The following is a 16,906-nucleotide window of genomic DNA, read 5'->3' as shown; positions in this document are numbered from 1 at the left end:
CGACTGCTTATTAACTCAACGGCTGCTCAGGCAACTGCTCGGGCAACAGGTGAGCGAAGCGGTCGAGGGCGATAAACGCCTGCAACTGTTTTTCCGGCCGTTGGCTATCGGGCTGTTTAATGCCCAATAAATGCTTAATACCAAACTCACGGGCACTCTCTAGCACCCGGGCGTTGTCGTCGATAAACAGTGTGCGGGCGGGGTCAAAGGCCTCGATATCCTGTAGGGCAAACCAGAACGCCTGCTCCTCTTTAGCGGCCCCCACGTCCTCGGACGACACAATTACATCCAGGTAATCTTCCAAGCCGGTGAGCGGCAATTTAAGCGCAAGACTAGCGCGATCCGCATTGGTGGCAAGAATCACGCGAGGGTGGGCCAGTTTAAGCCATTTAAGAAAATCCAGCGCGTCGCTACGCAGCCCAATCAGGTGCTGCACTTCGCGTTTCAGGGCAACGATATCCACCCCAAGCTCGCGGCTCCAGTAGGCTAGGCTGTACCAGTTTAAGGTACCCTGCTCGCCCATAATTCGCTCACGCAGCGCGTCCTGGGAAGCTTGGTCCAATTGGTGCAACTCGCGGTAACGCCGCGGCAAATGCTCCAGCCAAAAATGGCTATCGAAGTGTAAGTCCAGCAGCGTGCCATCCATATCCAATAGAACGGTGTCTATCTCGCGCCAATCAATCATCGCCGCTCCGGTCGCTTTAAGGAATAAGCATGCTATTGTAGCTTAACCGCCTTTTACCAGCCATGGAGGCAGACGTTTATGTCCACCCCGCCGACGTTTAACCACCCTGAAGCCAAGCACGATGGCGCTTCCGGCTACTTGCGTAAACCGCAAATTTTATCGCGTGAATGCGTAGCGCAAAGTCGCCTATTTCAGGTGGAATCGTTAGCGTTACGTTTTTCCAACGGTGAAGAGCGTCAGTTTGAGCGTTTAACCGGCGCTGACCGTGGTGCCGTGATGATTGTGGCCATGCCTGACCCAGAACACGTGCTGCTTATTCGTGAATACGCCGCCGGGTTTGAGGATTACGTGCTGACGCTTCCCAAGGGGCTGGTCGACCCCGGTGAAGACATTATCACCGCGGCCAACCGTGAATTGATGGAAGAGTGTGGCTTTGGGGCCCATTGTATCGAGCCGCTAGTAGAGCTTTCGTTGGCGCCTAACTATATGCGCCACCGTATGCAAGTGCTGCTAGCGACCGACCTTTACCCTAAACGCCTGCCGGGCGATGAACCCGAGCCGTTAATTGTGGAAACCCATGCATTAGAGGAGCTACCGGCGCTGTTAATGCGCGATGATTTTCACGAAGGCCGCGCCATTGCAGCCCTTTATATCGCCAGGGATAGAATGCGCGAAGCGAAGCGCAATAGCGCCACAGAACTGCTTTGAGAGGACAGTGAATGGTAAGGGGTAAGGACTGAAAATTAGCGCGTGGTAGCAAGGCAGCCGCCCCATGCCACCTTCAACCAACCCCGGCAGCGCGCGATGCTTCCGCGCCGGGTCGCGGGTGCGCTGACGCTTACGCCGCGCTACAAATCCCTCGATCCAACTTCATGCACATCGCGTAGCGCGTGGTAACGAGAACGCGAGTTCCGCGAGCGTTTGAGGCACCCGCGGGTGGCGGCGGAACGACGCCCAGTGGCACCCAACCAACCCTGGCACCGCTGCGCGATGCTCCCGCGGGTGCGCTGACGCTTACGCCGCGCTACAAACCCCTCGATTCAACTTTGTGCATGAACCCGTAGCGCGTGGTAACGAGAATGCGAGTTCCGCGAGCGTTTGAGGCACCCGCGGGTGGCGGCGGTACGACGCCCAATGGCACCGCAGCCAAAACCCGGCACCGTTGCGCGCTGCGCCCGCGCCGGGCCGCCGTCGCGGGTGCGCTGACGCTTACGCCGCGCTACGAAAACCTTCACCCCCTCTGCATCAATGGCTTTTCAGTGCTATCCAGCGCCGTTGGCGGTGGCTATCCAGCCCCGCTTCTAATAACGCCATTGCGCGCAGGGCGTCGTCTACGCTAACGGGTAGCGGTGCCTTATCACGGATAGCTGCCGCCATTCCCTGGTAGTAGGCAAGATAATCCCCCGGCAAAGAAGCGTGCTCGCGTTGCACCAGCGAGGCGTTTTCACCCTCACCGTCGCGCAGCGTTAGCGTACCCAGCTGCGTGTCCTCGCCCCACTGCGGCGCGGGTGTTTCACCGGCTTTGAGACGGTCTTCCTGTGGGTCTAAACCATACTTGACGAAGCTGCCTTGGGTACCATGCAGCCGAAAGCGCGGTGTCGGTTCGGCTATCAGCGTGCCCGCCGACAAGCTAACGCGAAAGCTTTCGTAGTCGAGTAGCGCCAGGAAGTCGTCGTCGGCTTCAGCAGCGTCTCGACGCGTTCCCAACTCCAGCAAAATCGCTTGGGGCATGCCAAACAGTTCACAGGCTTGATCCAGCAAATGTGGCCCCAGGTCAAACCAGATACCACCGCCCAGGGTAGCTTTTTCGCGCCAGCGGTCACGCACCTCCGGCCGAAAGCGATCAAAACGTGACTCAACGTTGACAATCCGCCCTAACGTACCCGCCTCAAGCAGCGCCTTAATGGTTAAGAAATCGCTATCCCAACGGCGGTTGTGAAACACCGATAGTAGGCAATTTTTGTCATTCGCCAGCTTTTTAAGCAACCTGCCCTCTGACAAAGTGACCGTGAAGGGTTTATCGACCACCACGTGCTTACCCGCCGACAGCGCCGCTTTAGCGAGCGAAAAGTGGGTATCGTTAGGGGTGGGAATCACGATCAGATCGATATCGCTGCGCTGACACAGCGCCAGCGCTTGAGCTTCCACCTCTACATTGGGCAGCGATGCCTGAACCTTGGCGGCATCGCTTGAAGACACCGCGACTAAATCCAAGCCTTGCGTGGCTTGAATCAGCGGCGCGTGGAAGGTTTGGCTAGCGAAACCGTAGCCTATTAATCCAACGTTTATTATTGCCTGCATTGCATTCCTTCAAATTGATAACAGCGACGTATGGCTAAGTAAGTATACATACGTACTTATGGGTAAGTTTAGCCACATCAATCAAGTTTCATAAAGGGATGCAGCTCAGTTTAAAACGTCTCCCACTCCTCTTGAGCTGGCTGGGTAGAGGATGGCGACGATTGTTTGACTTGGGGAGACGTTAGCACCTGAGGCGCTGCAACCGCTAATGAATCGAGCCCGGCTAGCTTGAGCAAACGCCCACGCGTGGTTTCACTGCTCTCCTCTGCTGCGCCCTCTAAGCGGAAGGCGGCAATGACATTGGCGAGCCCCAAGGCTTCGCGGGTGAGGTTTTGGGCGGCGCTGGAAATCGACTGCACCTTGGAAGCGTTCTGCTGGGTGACGTGATCCATCTCGGAGACGGCGGTATTGATTTGCGCGATACCGCTGCTCTGTTCATCGGAGGCACTGCTGATCTCTTCCATGATGTCGCTGACTTTCATCACCTGGGTGACAACCTGCTCGATAGCGGCTTCGGCTTCTTTGACCGCTTCTGCGCCCCCGCTGATTTCCTGGGAAGACGTATCGATTAAGCGGCGAATTTCCCCGGCGGCATCGGCACTGCGCCCAGCCAAATTGCGCACCTCATTGGCCACGACGGCAAAACCACGCCCCTGCTCGCCTGCCCGTGCCGCTTCTACCGACGCATTGAGGGCCAGGATGTTGGTTTGGAACGCAATACCGTCGATCACGCTGATGATATCGGTCATTTTATTGGCACTGGCGGCAATGCGTTCCATACGCTCGACAAGGGCCTGCATGCGCTCGCCGGTTTCACGGCTAGTGGTAGCATTTTGCATCGCCAGCTGATTGGCTTGACGAGCGTTTTCGCTGTTTTGCTGCACGGTTGCGGTCATTTGATCCATGCTGGACGCCGTTTGCTGCAGCGATGACGCCTGCTCCTCGGTGCGCGACGCCAAGTCTTCATTCTGCTGCCTGATATGCTCAGACGCTGGGGTGACCACATCGACTTTATTGCCCACTTCGGTGATTAGCCCCGACAGGCTGGCGCGCATGGTTTCCAGCGAATTCAGCAACTCGCCCAGTTCATCATTGCGCTTTAAGGTAACGCGATTGGCCAGGTTGCCCGCCGCTATTTGAAAGGTGACCCGGCGCGCTTCGTTGAGCGATTTAATCAGCGATTTGAGTACCGCCATGCTGAGCCCGATCATCAATACAATACCGATTAGCAAAACACCCAGCTGGCCGTATAGCAGCACGTGTTGCTGGTGTTCTGCGTTTTCCATTAGCGCTTGGGCCGCGGCTCTCTCCTGGTCCACCAATAAATTAACAGTGGCGCTAATATTTTCAGCAGTAGGCTGCACGGTGTCATTAAACGCTTCAAAGGCGGCAAATCCATTGCCGTCAACGATCGCGGTTAGGGTGATATCGGCACTTTCAATAAAGGTGGTTAGTTGCGCTGTCAGGCCCTCCTGCACACTCCCCGTTTCACGCTGTGCAGTGAAACCTTGCCACGACTGCTCAATGTTGGCGCTCATGGTGGTTAATTGCGTTTCAAGAAGTTCGAGGTCCGCACGGCGCGGGTTGCGCACGGCAGGCTCAAGCGCTTGGGTCGCTTGGCTCACGCGTTGGTCAATTTTCTGAAGATCGGAGATGCCCTCAAGGCCAGTTTGATTGAGAGTGCGTAACCGATCAGCCGAACTGGTCAAACCATAAACCCCTGCTGCCCCCGCCATCACCAATAAAACGATAGACGCTAACACCATCCCGATTAACTTGGCCTGGATGCTACTGAAACTAAAGCGCTTGGCCCAACCGCGTACACCGGTGCGACGTAACGCACCATAATGGAGCTTAAAGCCGCGTGTTTTGCCCTGTTGCATAGCGCCGTAAACACGTTCCGCGCGGGCAATCGCATCGGTTGACGCTTTTCGGCGGATAGACGTGTAGCCTGCCACGCGCTCGCCATCGAGTAGCGGCGCGATGGTGGTATCTACCCAATACGCCTCTCCGCTTTGGCGGCGGTTTTTGATCAGTCCCTGCCAGGTTTTCCCAGCCTCGATGGTTTCCCATAGGTTTTGAAAAACGGCGGCTGGCATCGTCGGGTGGCGGAACAAACGATGGGGTTGGCCCATTATTTCTTCTAGCGAGTAGCCGCTTACCTCCACAAACGTCTGGTTGGCGTAAGTGATTCGACCCTGAAGGTCAGAGCGTGAAATCAGCACGTCGTCATCGGCTAACTCATAAACAGCGGATGCTGCTTGTTCGGCATTATGCATTTGAACCCCCTACGTTTATTGAAGGCTTGCGCCATCGTTAGACTTAGCGGCTGCCTTGCACTAAGTCTTTTCAATTAGAGGTAATGCATGAAATATGCCACCCAATCGGGTGGCATATCATTAAAACGAATAGCGCCAAATCAAGTACCTAAAGCACTACCGGCAGGGCTAGAATTCTTCCCACTGGTCGGCGCGAGGTTGCGCTAAGGCTGGCTTGGCAGGTTGTTCGGAAGGGGCGGATAGGCCGCGTGTTGCTTTGCTGAGGGCCTGATTAGCGCGCTGTAATTTCGCCCGGGCGTCTTTGATATTCTCGTCTTTAGCCCCTTCCAGGCGGAACGCATCGACCACGTTGGCGAGTTCAAAGGCTTCAAGGGAAAGGTTATCGGCAGAGGCCGCAATGGACTGCACTTTAGACGCGTTCTGCTGGGTGACATGGTCCATCTCAGCCACCGCCGAATTAATCTGGCCAATACCGCTGCTCTGCTCGGTAGAAGCCATGCTGATCGATGCCATTAGCTCGCTAACGCGCTCGACCTGTTGTGAGACATCTCCAATCGCTCGCTCCGCTTGCTCGACCGCGCTACGGCCGCCACTGACTTCCTGGGTGGTACTGTCAATCATCTTACGAATTTCTTGGGCAGCATCGGCGCTGCGCCCGGCTAAATTGCGTACCTCGCTGGCAACGACCGCAAAACCCCGGCCGTGTTCGCCAGCACGAGCAGCCTCAACCGAGGCATTGAGTGCCAGAATATTGGTTTGAAAAGCAATGCCGTCGATCACGCTGATCATCTCGGTCATCTTTCCAGCACTCTGGGCAATACGCTGCATGCGTTCCACCAACTGCTGCATCTGCTGCCCGGTATCCCGGGTGCTCACCGCGTTTTGCGCCGCCAGATCGGTCGCCTGGCGGGCATTATCGGTATTCTGCTGCACCGTAGAGGTCATTTCTTCCATGCTCGATGCCGTTTGCTGGAGCGACGATGCCTGCTGTTCAGTACGCGAAGCAAGCTCCTCATTTTCAGCGGCGATCTGCTGGATGGCTGGCGTGACTACCGAGACCCGGCTTTCTACGTCGCCTACGATACTGGATAGGCTAAAGCGCATGGTGTCCAGCGAATAAAGCAGCTCGCCCAGCTCATCGTTGGTTTGACGCCGCTCGCGAGCAGCCAAGTTACCGGCGGCGATTTGAAAGGTGATGTAGCGCGCGCCCGAAAGGCTGCGAAACACGGATTTCAGAATCAACACGCTTAAGCCAATCATCACGCAAAAACCCACTGCCAGTAACACCAGCTGCGCTATTAGCAGTTGTTGACGCCCGCTTTGTGCTTGGGTGACCAACGCCTCTGCCTCGGCGCGCACCTGCTCGACCAGAGTGTCATTCATTTCGCGCAGTGATTCAGTGGTTGGCACCACGATATCATTAAAGGCTTCAAACGCCGCGAACCCATTCCCCTCCTCAATCGCCACAAGGGCCGTTTGCACCGCAGTGCCCCAGGTGGTCAGCGCACTATCAAAGGTCTGTGCGGCCTCAGCAGTCACCGCATCACCCGCATAGTAGTCCGCCCACAGCACCTGCATGGCATCGGTGTATTGGCCAATATCTGCATTGACTGCCTCCAAGTCAGCCCGACGGGGACTGCGTACTGCAGGCTCCAGCGTCTCAACCGTTTGGCCAATGTAGCGCTCGATCCGCTGCAATGAGGCAACCTCGCCTAACCCTGAATGATTCAGGGTTTCCAGCCGTTCACCGGAAACCATCACCGCATATACGCCCAACCCGCCCGAAAGACAGAGCAACAGCAGCGATGCCACGACCATACTGGTGAGTTTGGCTTTGAGGCTAGAGATCTGAAAGCGCGACAGCATGCCGGTCAAACCTTTACGCCGCAGCGTGCCATTGGCTAGTGCGTAGTGGCGGGATTTACCCTTTTCACGAATCTCAGCGTAGATCTTTTCCGCCCGGTCAACGGCTTTTGCAGACGCTTTGCGGCGCACCGAGGTGAACCCGACGAGACGTTCGCCGTCTCTCAAGGGGGCAACGGTGGCGTGTACCCAGTAGTGATCGCCATTTTTACGCCGGTTTTTGACTACCCCTTGCCACGTCGCCCCCGCTTGAATTGTTTTCCAGAAGTCCGCATAGGCAGCCTCGGGCATATCAGGATGGCGAAGCAAGCTGTGAGGCGCGCCTATTAGCTCATCACGTGAGTAACCGCTAACCTCGACAAAAGTGGGGTTGGCGTAGGTAATATTGCCTTTTAAGTCCGAACGGGAAATGAGTACCGTCTCATCGCTCAAGGCATACTCACGCTGCGTTACAGGCTGGTTATCGCGCATTAGGGCTCCGGAAATTAGATATTCTTAATTTTTATTAAAAGAGACTCTATTATCTCTTTTATTCCAGTTTGCAAACCAGTGAACAAATGTAAAAAAGCGCCGTACTTTCGCACGGCGCTTTAAAAGCTATATAAACGGGTTATATAAGATAAGGGCTATATGGGCAATCAGCGCCCAAACACGACATCCGCCACGTCACGGTAGCGTTTGGCAAAGTGTACCGTTACCCCTTCTTTTAGATAATCAGGCAGCTCTTCGTAGTCACGCTGATTGGCATCGGGCAGGATTAATTCAAAGATATCGCTGCGCCGCGCCGCAATCACCTTCTCGCGAATACCGCCAACGGGTAACACCTGGCCGGTCAAGGTTAGCTCGCCGGTCATCGCCAGTGGCCGGTCAATGGCATGGTGCTTGGCCAATGACAGCAGCGCAGTGGTCATGGTGACGCCCGCCGACGGGCCATCTTTAGGCGTGGCACCTTCCGGCACGTGCAGGTGCACAAACGCCGAGTCAAAGAAATCCGCATCGGCACCATACTCTTGCAAGTGGCCCAGGGTATAGCTGTAGGCGATATTGGCCGACTCCTGCATCACCTCGCCCAATTTCCCGGTGAGTTTGAAACCGCGGTCCAGCGAGTGCACTTTGCCTGCTTCGATAGGCAGCGTTGCCCCGCCCATTGAGGTCCACGCCAGGCCGGTCACCACCCCTTCGCCGGTGAGCACTTTTTCCTTGCGGAAAATCGGCGCCCCCAAAAACTCCTCTAGGTTTTTGACCGAAATCTTGACCGTTTCAAGCTCTTCTTCCAGCAGCTTAACCGCGGACTTACGCACAATGCGGTGCAGCTGTTTTTCCAACTGACGCACCCCAGCTTCACGGGCATAGCCTTCTATCACCTGTTTCAAGGCAGCATCGGTTAAGTTGATGCGTTTTTTGGGCAGATTGTCGCGCTTGAGCAGCTTCGGCCATAGGTGGTGCTTGGCAATCGCCAACTTTTCTTCGGCGATATAGCCGGACAGGCGAATCTGCTCCATGCGGTCAAGCAGTGCCCCAGGGATCGAATCAAGGGTGTTGGCGGTGCATAAGAACAACACCTTGGAGAGATCCATGCGCACGTCTAGATAGTGATCCAGGAAGTCGACGTTCTGCTCGGGGTCGAGCACTTCCAGCAGCGCCGACGCGGGGTCGCCCTGGAAAGATTGTCCCAGTTTGTCGATCTCATCCAGCATGATAACCGGGTTCTCGACCTCGACCTCTTTAAAGGCTTGCACCAACTTACCGGGCATAGCGCCCACATAGGTACGCCGATGGCCTTTGATTTCCGCCTCATCGCGCATACCGCCGACTGAGAAGCGGTAAAACTGGCGCCCCAGCGCCTCGGCAATAGAGCGCCCAATCGAGGTTTTACCCACCCCAGGCGGGCCCACGAGCAACACAATGGAACCGCCCACATCGCCCTTAAAGGTGCCCTCGGCAAGAAACTCGATAATGCGTTCTTTGACGTCGGTCAGGCCGTCGTGATCACGGTCGAGCACCTGGCGGGCATGGGGTAGATCCAGCTGGTCCTGGCTGGTGACCCCCCATGGCAGCGAGGTTAGCCAGTCGAGGTAATTACGCGTGGTGCCATACTCAGGCGAGCCGGTCTCCAGCACGCTGAGCTTATTCAGCTCATCATCGATACGTGACTGAACACGCTCCGGCACCACCAGCGACTCCAGGCGCGCTTTAAAGGTGTCAACATCGTTCTCGCGATCGTCTTTTGAGATGCCCAGCTCACGCTGAATGACCTTGAGCTGCTCGCGCAGGAAGAACTCTCGCTGGCGATCCTGCATCTGAGCATTGACCTGCTCGCTGATCTCGCCTTGCAGCAGCGCCACGTCGATCTCTTTACGCAGCAGCGGCAGCACTTTTTGCATCCGCTCTTCTACCGACAGCGTGTCCAGCACGTCCTGCAGTTCGGGGCCTTTGGCAGAGGTAATCGCCGCGGCAAAGTCGGTCAAGGGTCCCGGCTGATGTGGACTAAAGCGGTTGAGATAGTGCTTGAGCTCTTCGCCGTACAGCGGATTGATCGGTAGCAGCTCTTTAATGCCGTTGATAATCGCCATGGCATAGGCGCGGGTTTCTTCATTCTCCGCGTCAACCGGCTCTTTAGGGTAGGTCACTTCGACTAAATAGGGTGGCTCTTTAGACAGCCAGCGGGTAATTTTAAAGCGCTGGATGCCCTGGGCAATAAACTGGATCTCCTCGTCTTCGCCCTTTAACTTATGCACTTTAACGGCGGTGCCAATCTCAGGAAAGCCTTCGTGGTCCAGCGAGGTAACGCCCTGTTCACCCACAAAGGCGACGCCCAAGGTATGGTGAGGCGTGTTGCCCACACGGCGCATGGTTTCTTCCCAGCGCTCACGGTTAACCACCAAGGGCTGTACCTGGGCAGGGAAAAACGGGCGGTTATGAATAGGCAGTAAATAGATGCGCTCGGGGAGCATTTCGCTGGCAGGCACTAGCGAATTTACCCGTTCACCATCTGAGCGGAAATCTTCACCGTTGCCCTGATCAGCGCCGTTCTCATCGGTGTCGTGAGTGTCATCCGCTGTGGATGACACTTCCTCGTCACTTTGCCAGTCAAGGTGTTCACCATCGTGGTCGTAATCCTGGTCGCTCATGCATCCTCCAATGAACCGATACCGGCGGTAGTAACCGCCAACTGATGTCCATGGAATGCGGGCACTGCGCTGAAACTTCAACCCTACCCGAATAGAACAGTCGGTTTAAACCGCTCCTTGAGGCCTGTTTTGTGGGTGGGAGACTCAGCTCTCCGATTATTTCTCTTAGCCTTATACCTGCAAGGGTGCTGATCGTCCTTGTGGGAGGGAGCTTCAGCTCGCGAATGCTTGGGCTGCTAGCCTGATACCTGCCCGGGTGCTGATAGCCCTTGTGGGAGGGAGCTTTAGCTCGCGAATGGTTGGGCTGTTAGCCTGATACCAGCATTGGTGCTGATAGTCCTTGTGGGAGGGAGTTTCAGCTCGCGAATGGTTGGGTCTGTTAGCCTGATGAAACTAAGGGGTGCCTTCGGCACCCTTCGCCCGCTGAAGCGGCCTCCCACAATAGTCCTGAGCCCCTGATCACTGGGGTGCTGGTAGCCCTTGTGGGAGGGAGCTTTAGCTCGCGAATGGTTGGGCTGTTAGCCTGATCACTGCAAGGGTGCTGATATTCATTTGTGTAGAGGCAGCTTTAGCTCGCGACCGTTCATGCTTCTAGCCCAACTAGATTTTAAAGCCAAGCTGCATCCCAAAAACTGTAGTGGTTAATATTAGAGACGAGTCCTGCTCTTAGTGGATTACCTACAATGTACCGGGCAACAGCTTTCAGATCCTCCTCTTGGCGAATCATACGGTCATGAAATCCATCCTGCCAAATACGCTCACCCACTCCTAAAGAGACATAGCTTTTATAACATCGTACGGCCTCTGAAAGCTTGCCGTTAAGAAGCAGAAGCCAATGTATATGATCCGGCATTACCACAAATGAAAGCGTGGTGGCTGAGTCAGCAACACGGGGATGATAGAAGCTTCTGGAAGCACAGCAGGCATCCTCAAAAGTGAGAAAGTGGGGGCAGCGTTTTTGCGTAGCAACGGTGACCAAGTAATAGCCGCCAGCCATGGAGTTCCTTCCTTTACGCAGTGCATGGCTTTTATGCATATTTTTATATCCCCCAAACGCCAAACACACTTGGCAACATCTTTAAATTCTAATTTAACTAGAATAAATTCGGATTTCCAGCCTGATAACCTGCAAGGGTGCTGATAGCCCTTGTGGGAGGGAGCTTTAGCTCGCGAATGGTTGGGCTCTTAGCCTGATAACCTGCAGGGGTTCTGATAGCCCTTGTGGGAGGGAGCTTCAGCTCGCGAATGCTTGGGCTCTTAGCCTGATAATCTGCAGGGGTGCTGATAGCCCTTTGTGGGAGGGAGCTTTAGCTCGCGAATGGTTGGGGCTGTTAGCCTGATGAAACTAAGGGGTGCCTTCGGCACCCTTCGCCGAAATGTCGGACCACCGCTGAAGCACCCTCCTACAATGGTCATCTGCTTGGTTGCAGCCCTTGTGGGAGGGAGCTTTAGCTCGCGAATTGTTGGGCTGCTAGCCTGATAACCTGATAACCTGCAGGGGTGCTGATAGTCCTTGTGGGAGGGAGCTTCAGCTCGCGATCAATGGATTTAAGGCCACAGCTCGGGCATGGGTCTGCCATTAATTCGCCATACTCCGCGCACTACATCAAACTCTAATTCGCGGGTGCCCAGCGGTAGTCCTAACCAGAGCGCTGCGACGGCGGGCGCGTCGTGCCAGGTGAAGTCGCCGTCAATTCGCTCAAGCCATTTCGCCTGTTCTTTTTCTTCACCCAAGTCGGTAACGCTCAACTCATCCAAATCGCGGGCATCGAAAAATAGCGCGCCATCGGCATCCACTCGAAGGCCTAATAGCGGGCTATTTATCGCGATGGTGGTCACGTCTAAACGCGGCGAGTCGGTGAGCATTTGGCGCAAATCTGGCTCAAGGCGGGCTAGCAACCCTTCCGCCATCGGCAGGCTGGCATCGCCCCATGAGGCTTCCTGGCGCAAGCGCCGAAACACCTGGCGCACCGCATCGGCGTTCAAGCGTGACAATTCCATCGCTATTCGGCCGTTGAGCAAGGGCGTTTCCGGCGCCTCCGAAGGAATCATCACATCGCCTACCACTAACTCACCATTTATACGCAGCTCGCTCTCGTCGAGTTCCATATGGCTGTGCAAATCTAACGGCGAAAGTTGCAAATCATAAGCGGGGTAATGCAGCTGCAGCGTTTCGATATGCAGATGATCGCGCTGAGTAAAGTGGTAGGCGTCATCAATATAAGTGTAGCGGCTTGCAAGCTCTGTTGGCCCCAGCGTGAGCTGGGCCATGCCATCGGTCAGCGTGAGCTGATCTAACAACATACGCAGATGCCAGTCACCAAATACGCCTTCTACGCGCAGCCTGCCACCGCGAACGGCTAATTCACGGCCATTTTGTTGAATCACAAAGGGCGCCAGGGAAAGGCGCAGCTCAGTGTGGCCGCTAAGCGTGTTGTAGCGACCTTTCCAGCGTGGCACGGAGGGCGCCGTCACTTCACCAACGGCTTGCTGTAATACGGTATCCAGGCGGGGTAATAACGAGCCTTCAACATCGGTACTTAAAATACCGTGCCGCGCGTTGTAGGTAAGTTCAAGGCGCCACGGGCGCCCCAAAAGCGGCGATAGAATCAATCGGCCCCGGGACGTTAACCAGCCCTGTTGGCTTTCCGTGCGGGTGACGCGCCATTCGCCACGCGCTTCTAAATCCTCTAGCGCCTGGCGCAGGCCGCGCTCAAAAAGCACGCTTGAGAGGAGCTGCGCAGCCATCCAGACAATGGCGAGAAACGCCAGTATGGGGACAATTAGACGTTCCTTGCGCATGCTACCTCCTTGCCAACGCCTTAAAGCCAACGCACCCGAAGGGCGCCATCAATCGGTAGAGCTTGGTATCCATACTATCGAGAACCGCCTTAAGGCAGCCAGAATCTACGCTTAATGCAACCAGAACCACAGGTGCATAGTACTCCAGGCATAGGCCCCTGCCATCACATCATCGATCATAATGCCAAAACCACCCGCCACGCGGCGGTCTGCCCAACGTATCGGCCAGGGTTTAAACACATCGAAGATGCGAAATACCACAAACCCCCATAGTGCGGCTTCCCATGAGAAGGGCACGGCGGCCATCGTCAGCCAGTAGCCGACAAACTCATCCCACACGATGCCCGAGTGATCGTGTACCCCTAAGTCGTGGGAGGTTTTGTCGCATAGCCACACCCCGACAACAAAGGCCACGAAGCAGATACCTAAAAACCACCCTAGCGGTAAATCCGCCATGATCCAGTAGAAAGGAATCGCCGCTAGGGTACCAAAGGTGCCGGGCGCCCAAGGGACGGTACCGCTACCTAAGCCAAAGGCAAAAAAATGCGTTGGGCGGTGCCAGACACTTTTCGGTGCACGATTCATGGCGCTTCCCCACTAAAATGCTGCCAGCCAACGTAGCCGCTTATATCGGTTTTATCGGTGGCGCTAACCCCCAACGTGCGACGACAACGACCGATGACCGTAAGCGACAGGCCTAATGCCGCTAAACGCTGCTGCGCTTCGGATACATTATCCGCGCTTAGCGTCACCAGCAGCTCATAATCATCGCCACCGCACAGCGCGGCCTGCAGGGCCGCGTTGCGACCTAAGGCGTCCTCCAAGCCATCGGCCAACGGCAAGGCGTCCAGATCCAGCACCGCGCCTACCTGGGACGCCTCGCGAAGATGCCCCAAGTCGGCCAGGAGCCCATCGGAAATATCCAGCGCGGCGGTGGCCAGGCCGCGCAATGCCACGCCAGCCGCCAAACGCGGTTGAGGCAGCAAATAACGGCTTAGCAGTGGATGGGATAGATCGCGTTCACCGCGTTGCCAGAGGGCAAGGCCGCCTGCCCCGCCGCCAAGCGCACCGGTGACGGCAATAACATCACCTGCCTGAGCACCGCTGCGGGTCAGCGCTTCGCCCACCGGGACTTCGCCCATGACGGTCACGCCGATGGAAAGCGCGCCGGAGGTAACGTCGCCGCCCACTAAGCCAGTGGCGTGCTGCTGGTTGAGCGCATGAAAACCACGCGCATAGTCAGTCAGCCAAGCGTGGGTCGCTTCGTCGTCGGCGAACTCACGCTGATCAAGGGTTAACGCCATCCAACACCAGCGCGACGTCGCCCCCATGGCGGCTAAATCGCTCAGCGCGACGGCCAAGGCACGGTGACCCACCGCGAACGCCGGGGCATCGTGAGGAAAGTGCACATTGACCACCGAGGTATCAACGCTCACCGCCAGCTGTTGGCCAGCGGGCGGTAACAATAGCGTGGCATCGTCTCCACATCCTAGTGTGACGCCGTTTGACGCGGTCGCCGCCTCCTGCGACGACATAAAGTAGCGTCGAATCAAATCAAATTCGGCAAGCACAAAGGCCCCTTAAACGCATTGTCATGACGCGCGCGTTCAAAGACGACGAGCGCTGACCTCGGCACTGCGCAGGCGAATCGCCAGCTTATCGAGAATGCCGTTCACGTATTTATGGCCGTCGGTGGCACCAAATGACTTCGCCAACTCAACGCCTTCGTTAATGACCACACGATAGGGTACTTCCATACGGCGGGAAAGCTCATAGGCGCCAAGCCGTAAGATCGCCAGCTCTACCGCATCAAGGTCTTCCAGGCGGCGATCTAACAGCGGCGAAATATCACGATCCAGCTCCGCTTTGAAGCGCACCGTGTTATGGAGCAGCTCATGGAACAGCGCCTTATCGGCGATTTCCATCACTTTTACCCAGTTTTCATGATCTTCCAGATCGTCATCGGCGACTTGGCTACGAAACTCGGCTTCAATCGTGGTAATAGACTTACCGGTCATCTGCCACTGATAGAGCCCCTGCACGGTTAACTCACGCGCGGCATGGCGGCTCTGCTGAGCGGCAGAGGCTTTGCGCTCGCTCATTGGGTGTCTCCCAGAGCGCGCAGCAGAGAGACCATTTCCATCGCAGCCATGGCGGCGTCGGTACCTTTATTGCCGGCTTTGGTCCCCGCACGCTCAATCGCTTGCTCAATGCTTTCAACGGTCAATACGCCGTTGGCGATGGGCGTATCAAACTCAAGCTGCAAGTGATTAATCGCCGTATTGCAGCCACCTGCCACGTACTCAAAGTGGGGCGTGCCACCGCGAATCACCGCGCCCAAGGCAATCACCGCGTCGGGTTTCATCACCTTTAGCACGCGTTTAACCGCCAGCGGCAGCTCCCAGGCACCCGGCACGTGAACAATATGGATATGCTCTACATCCACGCCGTGGCGGGTCAGGCTGTCGACGGCGCCTTCCACCAGGCTATCTACCACGTGATGGTTAAACCGCCCCACCACGATGACATAGCGGCCATCGACATCAACAAACGTACCTTCAACTTGAGAAAGGGATTGCATTAAATTTAGTCCTGCTGAGTTAGTTCTGCGAAGTTAGTTCTGTTGAGTTAGCTCTGCTCAGTTAGTCCTGATGATTAGCTGGCTCATACGCCGTGTCATTAGGGCCCAGGAGCTCAACGACTTCGAGATCAAAGCCGGACAGCGCCGAGAACTTCCACGGTGAACTAAGTAAGCGCATTTTACCCACGCCCAAATAGCGCAGAATCTGCGAACCGGTGCCGATGGTCAAGTAGTTACCGGCGCCGTCAGAGTCGCTAGTGCGCGGCTGACGCACGCGTTCCAAAAAGATATCGAGCTGGTCTTTTAAATCCTGATGCGGGCGGGCATCATCGATTAGCACAAACACACCCGGCGCTGAACCGGCGATCTCTTCGAGCGCCCGGTGGGCGTCCCAGCGGCACTGCTCGCCTTTCATCAACCCCATCACATCGCGCAGTGTATCGCTAAGATGCACGCGTACCGTGGTGGATTGCTCAGGCGTTGGCTGACCATTGACCAGGGCCAAATGGTGAGCGCCCTGGATACGGTCGCGAAACACGTGCAAGGCTAACTCACCCTGGGAGGTCATCACCGTTGACGCTTCCACATGATCGATGGTCTGCTCGTTAACGATACGGTAGTGAATCAAATCCGCGATGGTACCGATTTTAATCCCGTGCTCATGAGCAAAGGCTTCAAGCTCTGGGCGACGCGCCATGCTGCCGTCATCGTTCATGATCTCGCAGATCACGCCGCTGGGATCACAGCCCGCCAAAGACGCCAAATCGCAGGCGGCTTCGGTATGCCCGGCACGACGCAGCACGCCACCCGGTTCAGCCATCAGCGGGAAAATATGCCCTGGCTGAACAATGTCGGTCGGCTTGGCATGGGGCGCGGCCGCCGCTTGGACGGTTCTGGCCCGATCCGCAGCAGAAATGCCCGTGGTAACGCCTTCGGTGGCCTCAATCGAGAGGGTGAATTTGGTGCCAAAGCCGGAACCGTTATCGCGCACCATCAGCGGCAGATTAAGCTGCTCACAGCGGGCGCGGGTCATCGGCATACAAATCAAGCCGCGGGCAAAACGGGCCATGAAGTTGATATGCTCGGCCTGCACCATTTCGGCGGCCATGATGATATCACCTTCGTTTTCGCGATCCTCGTCGTCCATGAGAATCACCATTTTGCCTTGGCGGATATCGTCCACCAGCTCGGCGATAGGGGCTAGGCCTCTAGAGGAGGGGTGCGCCATGGAATCTCCAATTAATGTTTTCACAAACGGTTGTCA

The 16,906-nt window shown here is 56.2% G+C and carries 14 protein-coding genes; 1 reads left to right on the top strand and 13 read right to left on the bottom strand.

Features of this window, described 5'->3' with window-relative positions:
• Positions 1-10: 10 nt before the first annotated feature.
• Positions 11-685 (bottom strand): GMP/IMP nucleotidase, encoded by a 675-nt coding sequence (gene yrfG / locus HVA01_RS15780; protein ID WP_146876367.1) that lies wholly within the window; start codon positions 683-685, stop codon positions 11-13.
• Between the two features lie 78 nt (positions 686-763).
• On the opposite strand from yrfG, the gene nudE reads away from it, so the two are divergent.
• Positions 764-1,393: an ADP compounds hydrolase NudE gene (nudE, locus tag HVA01_RS15775; protein WP_146876366.1), complete on the top strand. Its 630-nt coding sequence runs from the start codon at positions 764-766 to the stop codon at positions 1,391-1,393.
• A 332-nt stretch (positions 1,394-1,725) separates the two neighbouring features.
• Here the strand turns inward: nudE and HVA01_RS15770 are convergent, their stop codons facing one another.
• The 12 genes from HVA01_RS15770 to ribBA form a co-directional block, all read right to left on the bottom strand.
• Positions 1,726-1,920, bottom strand: a complete 195-nt coding sequence (locus tag HVA01_RS15770) for a hypothetical protein (protein ID WP_146876365.1) — start codon at positions 1,918-1,920, stop codon at positions 1,726-1,728.
• A 10-nt stretch (positions 1,921-1,930) separates the two neighbouring features.
• Positions 1,931-2,986, bottom strand: a complete 1,056-nt coding sequence (locus tag HVA01_RS15765; protein ID WP_146876364.1) for an oxidoreductase — start codon at positions 2,984-2,986, stop codon at positions 1,931-1,933.
• A gap of 110 nt (positions 2,987-3,096) precedes the next feature.
• Entirely contained in the window at positions 3,097-5,265 is a 2,169-nt protein-coding gene (locus HVA01_RS15760; protein WP_146876363.1) for a methyl-accepting chemotaxis protein, read from the bottom strand.
• Between the two features lie 168 nt (positions 5,266-5,433).
• Entirely contained in the window at positions 5,434-7,599 is a 2,166-nt protein-coding gene (locus tag HVA01_RS15755) for a methyl-accepting chemotaxis protein (protein ID WP_146876362.1), read from the bottom strand.
• A gap of 167 nt (positions 7,600-7,766) precedes the next feature.
• Positions 7,767-10,259 carry an endopeptidase La gene (gene lon / locus HVA01_RS15750; protein WP_146876361.1) on the bottom strand — a complete coding sequence of 831 codons (2,493 nt, stop codon included), beginning with the start codon at positions 10,257-10,259 and terminating at the stop codon, positions 7,767-7,769.
• A gap of 607 nt (positions 10,260-10,866) precedes the next feature.
• Positions 10,867-11,295 carry an REP-associated tyrosine transposase gene (locus HVA01_RS15745; RefSeq protein WP_146876360.1) on the bottom strand — a complete coding sequence of 143 codons (429 nt, stop codon included), beginning with the start codon at positions 11,293-11,295 and terminating at the stop codon, positions 10,867-10,869.
• A gap of 512 nt (positions 11,296-11,807) precedes the next feature.
• Positions 11,808-13,061: a DUF945 family protein gene (locus HVA01_RS15740; RefSeq protein ID WP_146876359.1), complete on the bottom strand. Its 1,254-nt coding sequence runs from the start codon at positions 13,059-13,061 to the stop codon at positions 11,808-11,810.
• A gap of 111 nt (positions 13,062-13,172) precedes the next feature.
• A complete protein-coding gene (locus HVA01_RS15735; protein ID WP_146876358.1) occupies positions 13,173-13,646 on the bottom strand; it encodes a phosphatidylglycerophosphatase A family protein in 474 nt (157 codons plus the stop codon).
• Positions 13,643-14,632 (bottom strand): thiamine-phosphate kinase, encoded by a 990-nt coding sequence (thiL, locus tag HVA01_RS15730; protein WP_146876357.1) that lies wholly within the window; start codon positions 14,630-14,632, stop codon positions 13,643-13,645. Before thiL ends, HVA01_RS15735 begins: the two co-directional genes overlap by 4 nt.
• Positions 14,633-14,668: 36 nt before the next feature.
• The gene (gene nusB / locus HVA01_RS15725) at positions 14,669-15,163 is read right to left on the bottom strand and encodes a transcription antitermination factor NusB (protein WP_146876356.1); all 495 of its coding nucleotides are present in this window, start codon (positions 15,161-15,163) and stop codon (positions 14,669-14,671) included.
• Positions 15,160-15,642 carry a 6,7-dimethyl-8-ribityllumazine synthase gene (gene ribH / locus HVA01_RS15720; protein WP_146876355.1) on the bottom strand — a complete coding sequence of 161 codons (483 nt, stop codon included), beginning with the start codon at positions 15,640-15,642 and terminating at the stop codon, positions 15,160-15,162. The genes nusB and ribH overlap by 4 nt, the downstream gene beginning before the upstream one ends.
• 61 nt (positions 15,643-15,703) lie before the next feature.
• On the bottom strand, positions 15,704-16,870 hold the full coding sequence (ribBA, locus tag HVA01_RS15715; protein ID WP_146876354.1) for a bifunctional 3,4-dihydroxy-2-butanone-4-phosphate synthase/GTP cyclohydrolase II: 1,167 nt from the start codon (positions 16,868-16,870) through the stop codon (positions 15,704-15,706).
• Between the last annotated feature and the right edge of the window lie 36 nt (positions 16,871-16,906).

The organism is Halovibrio variabilis (assembly GCF_007991175.1).
Classification (GTDB): Bacteria; Pseudomonadota; Gammaproteobacteria; order Pseudomonadales; family Halomonadaceae; genus Vreelandella; species Vreelandella variabilis.
This window is presented reverse-complemented; position numbering and strand designations above follow the sequence as displayed.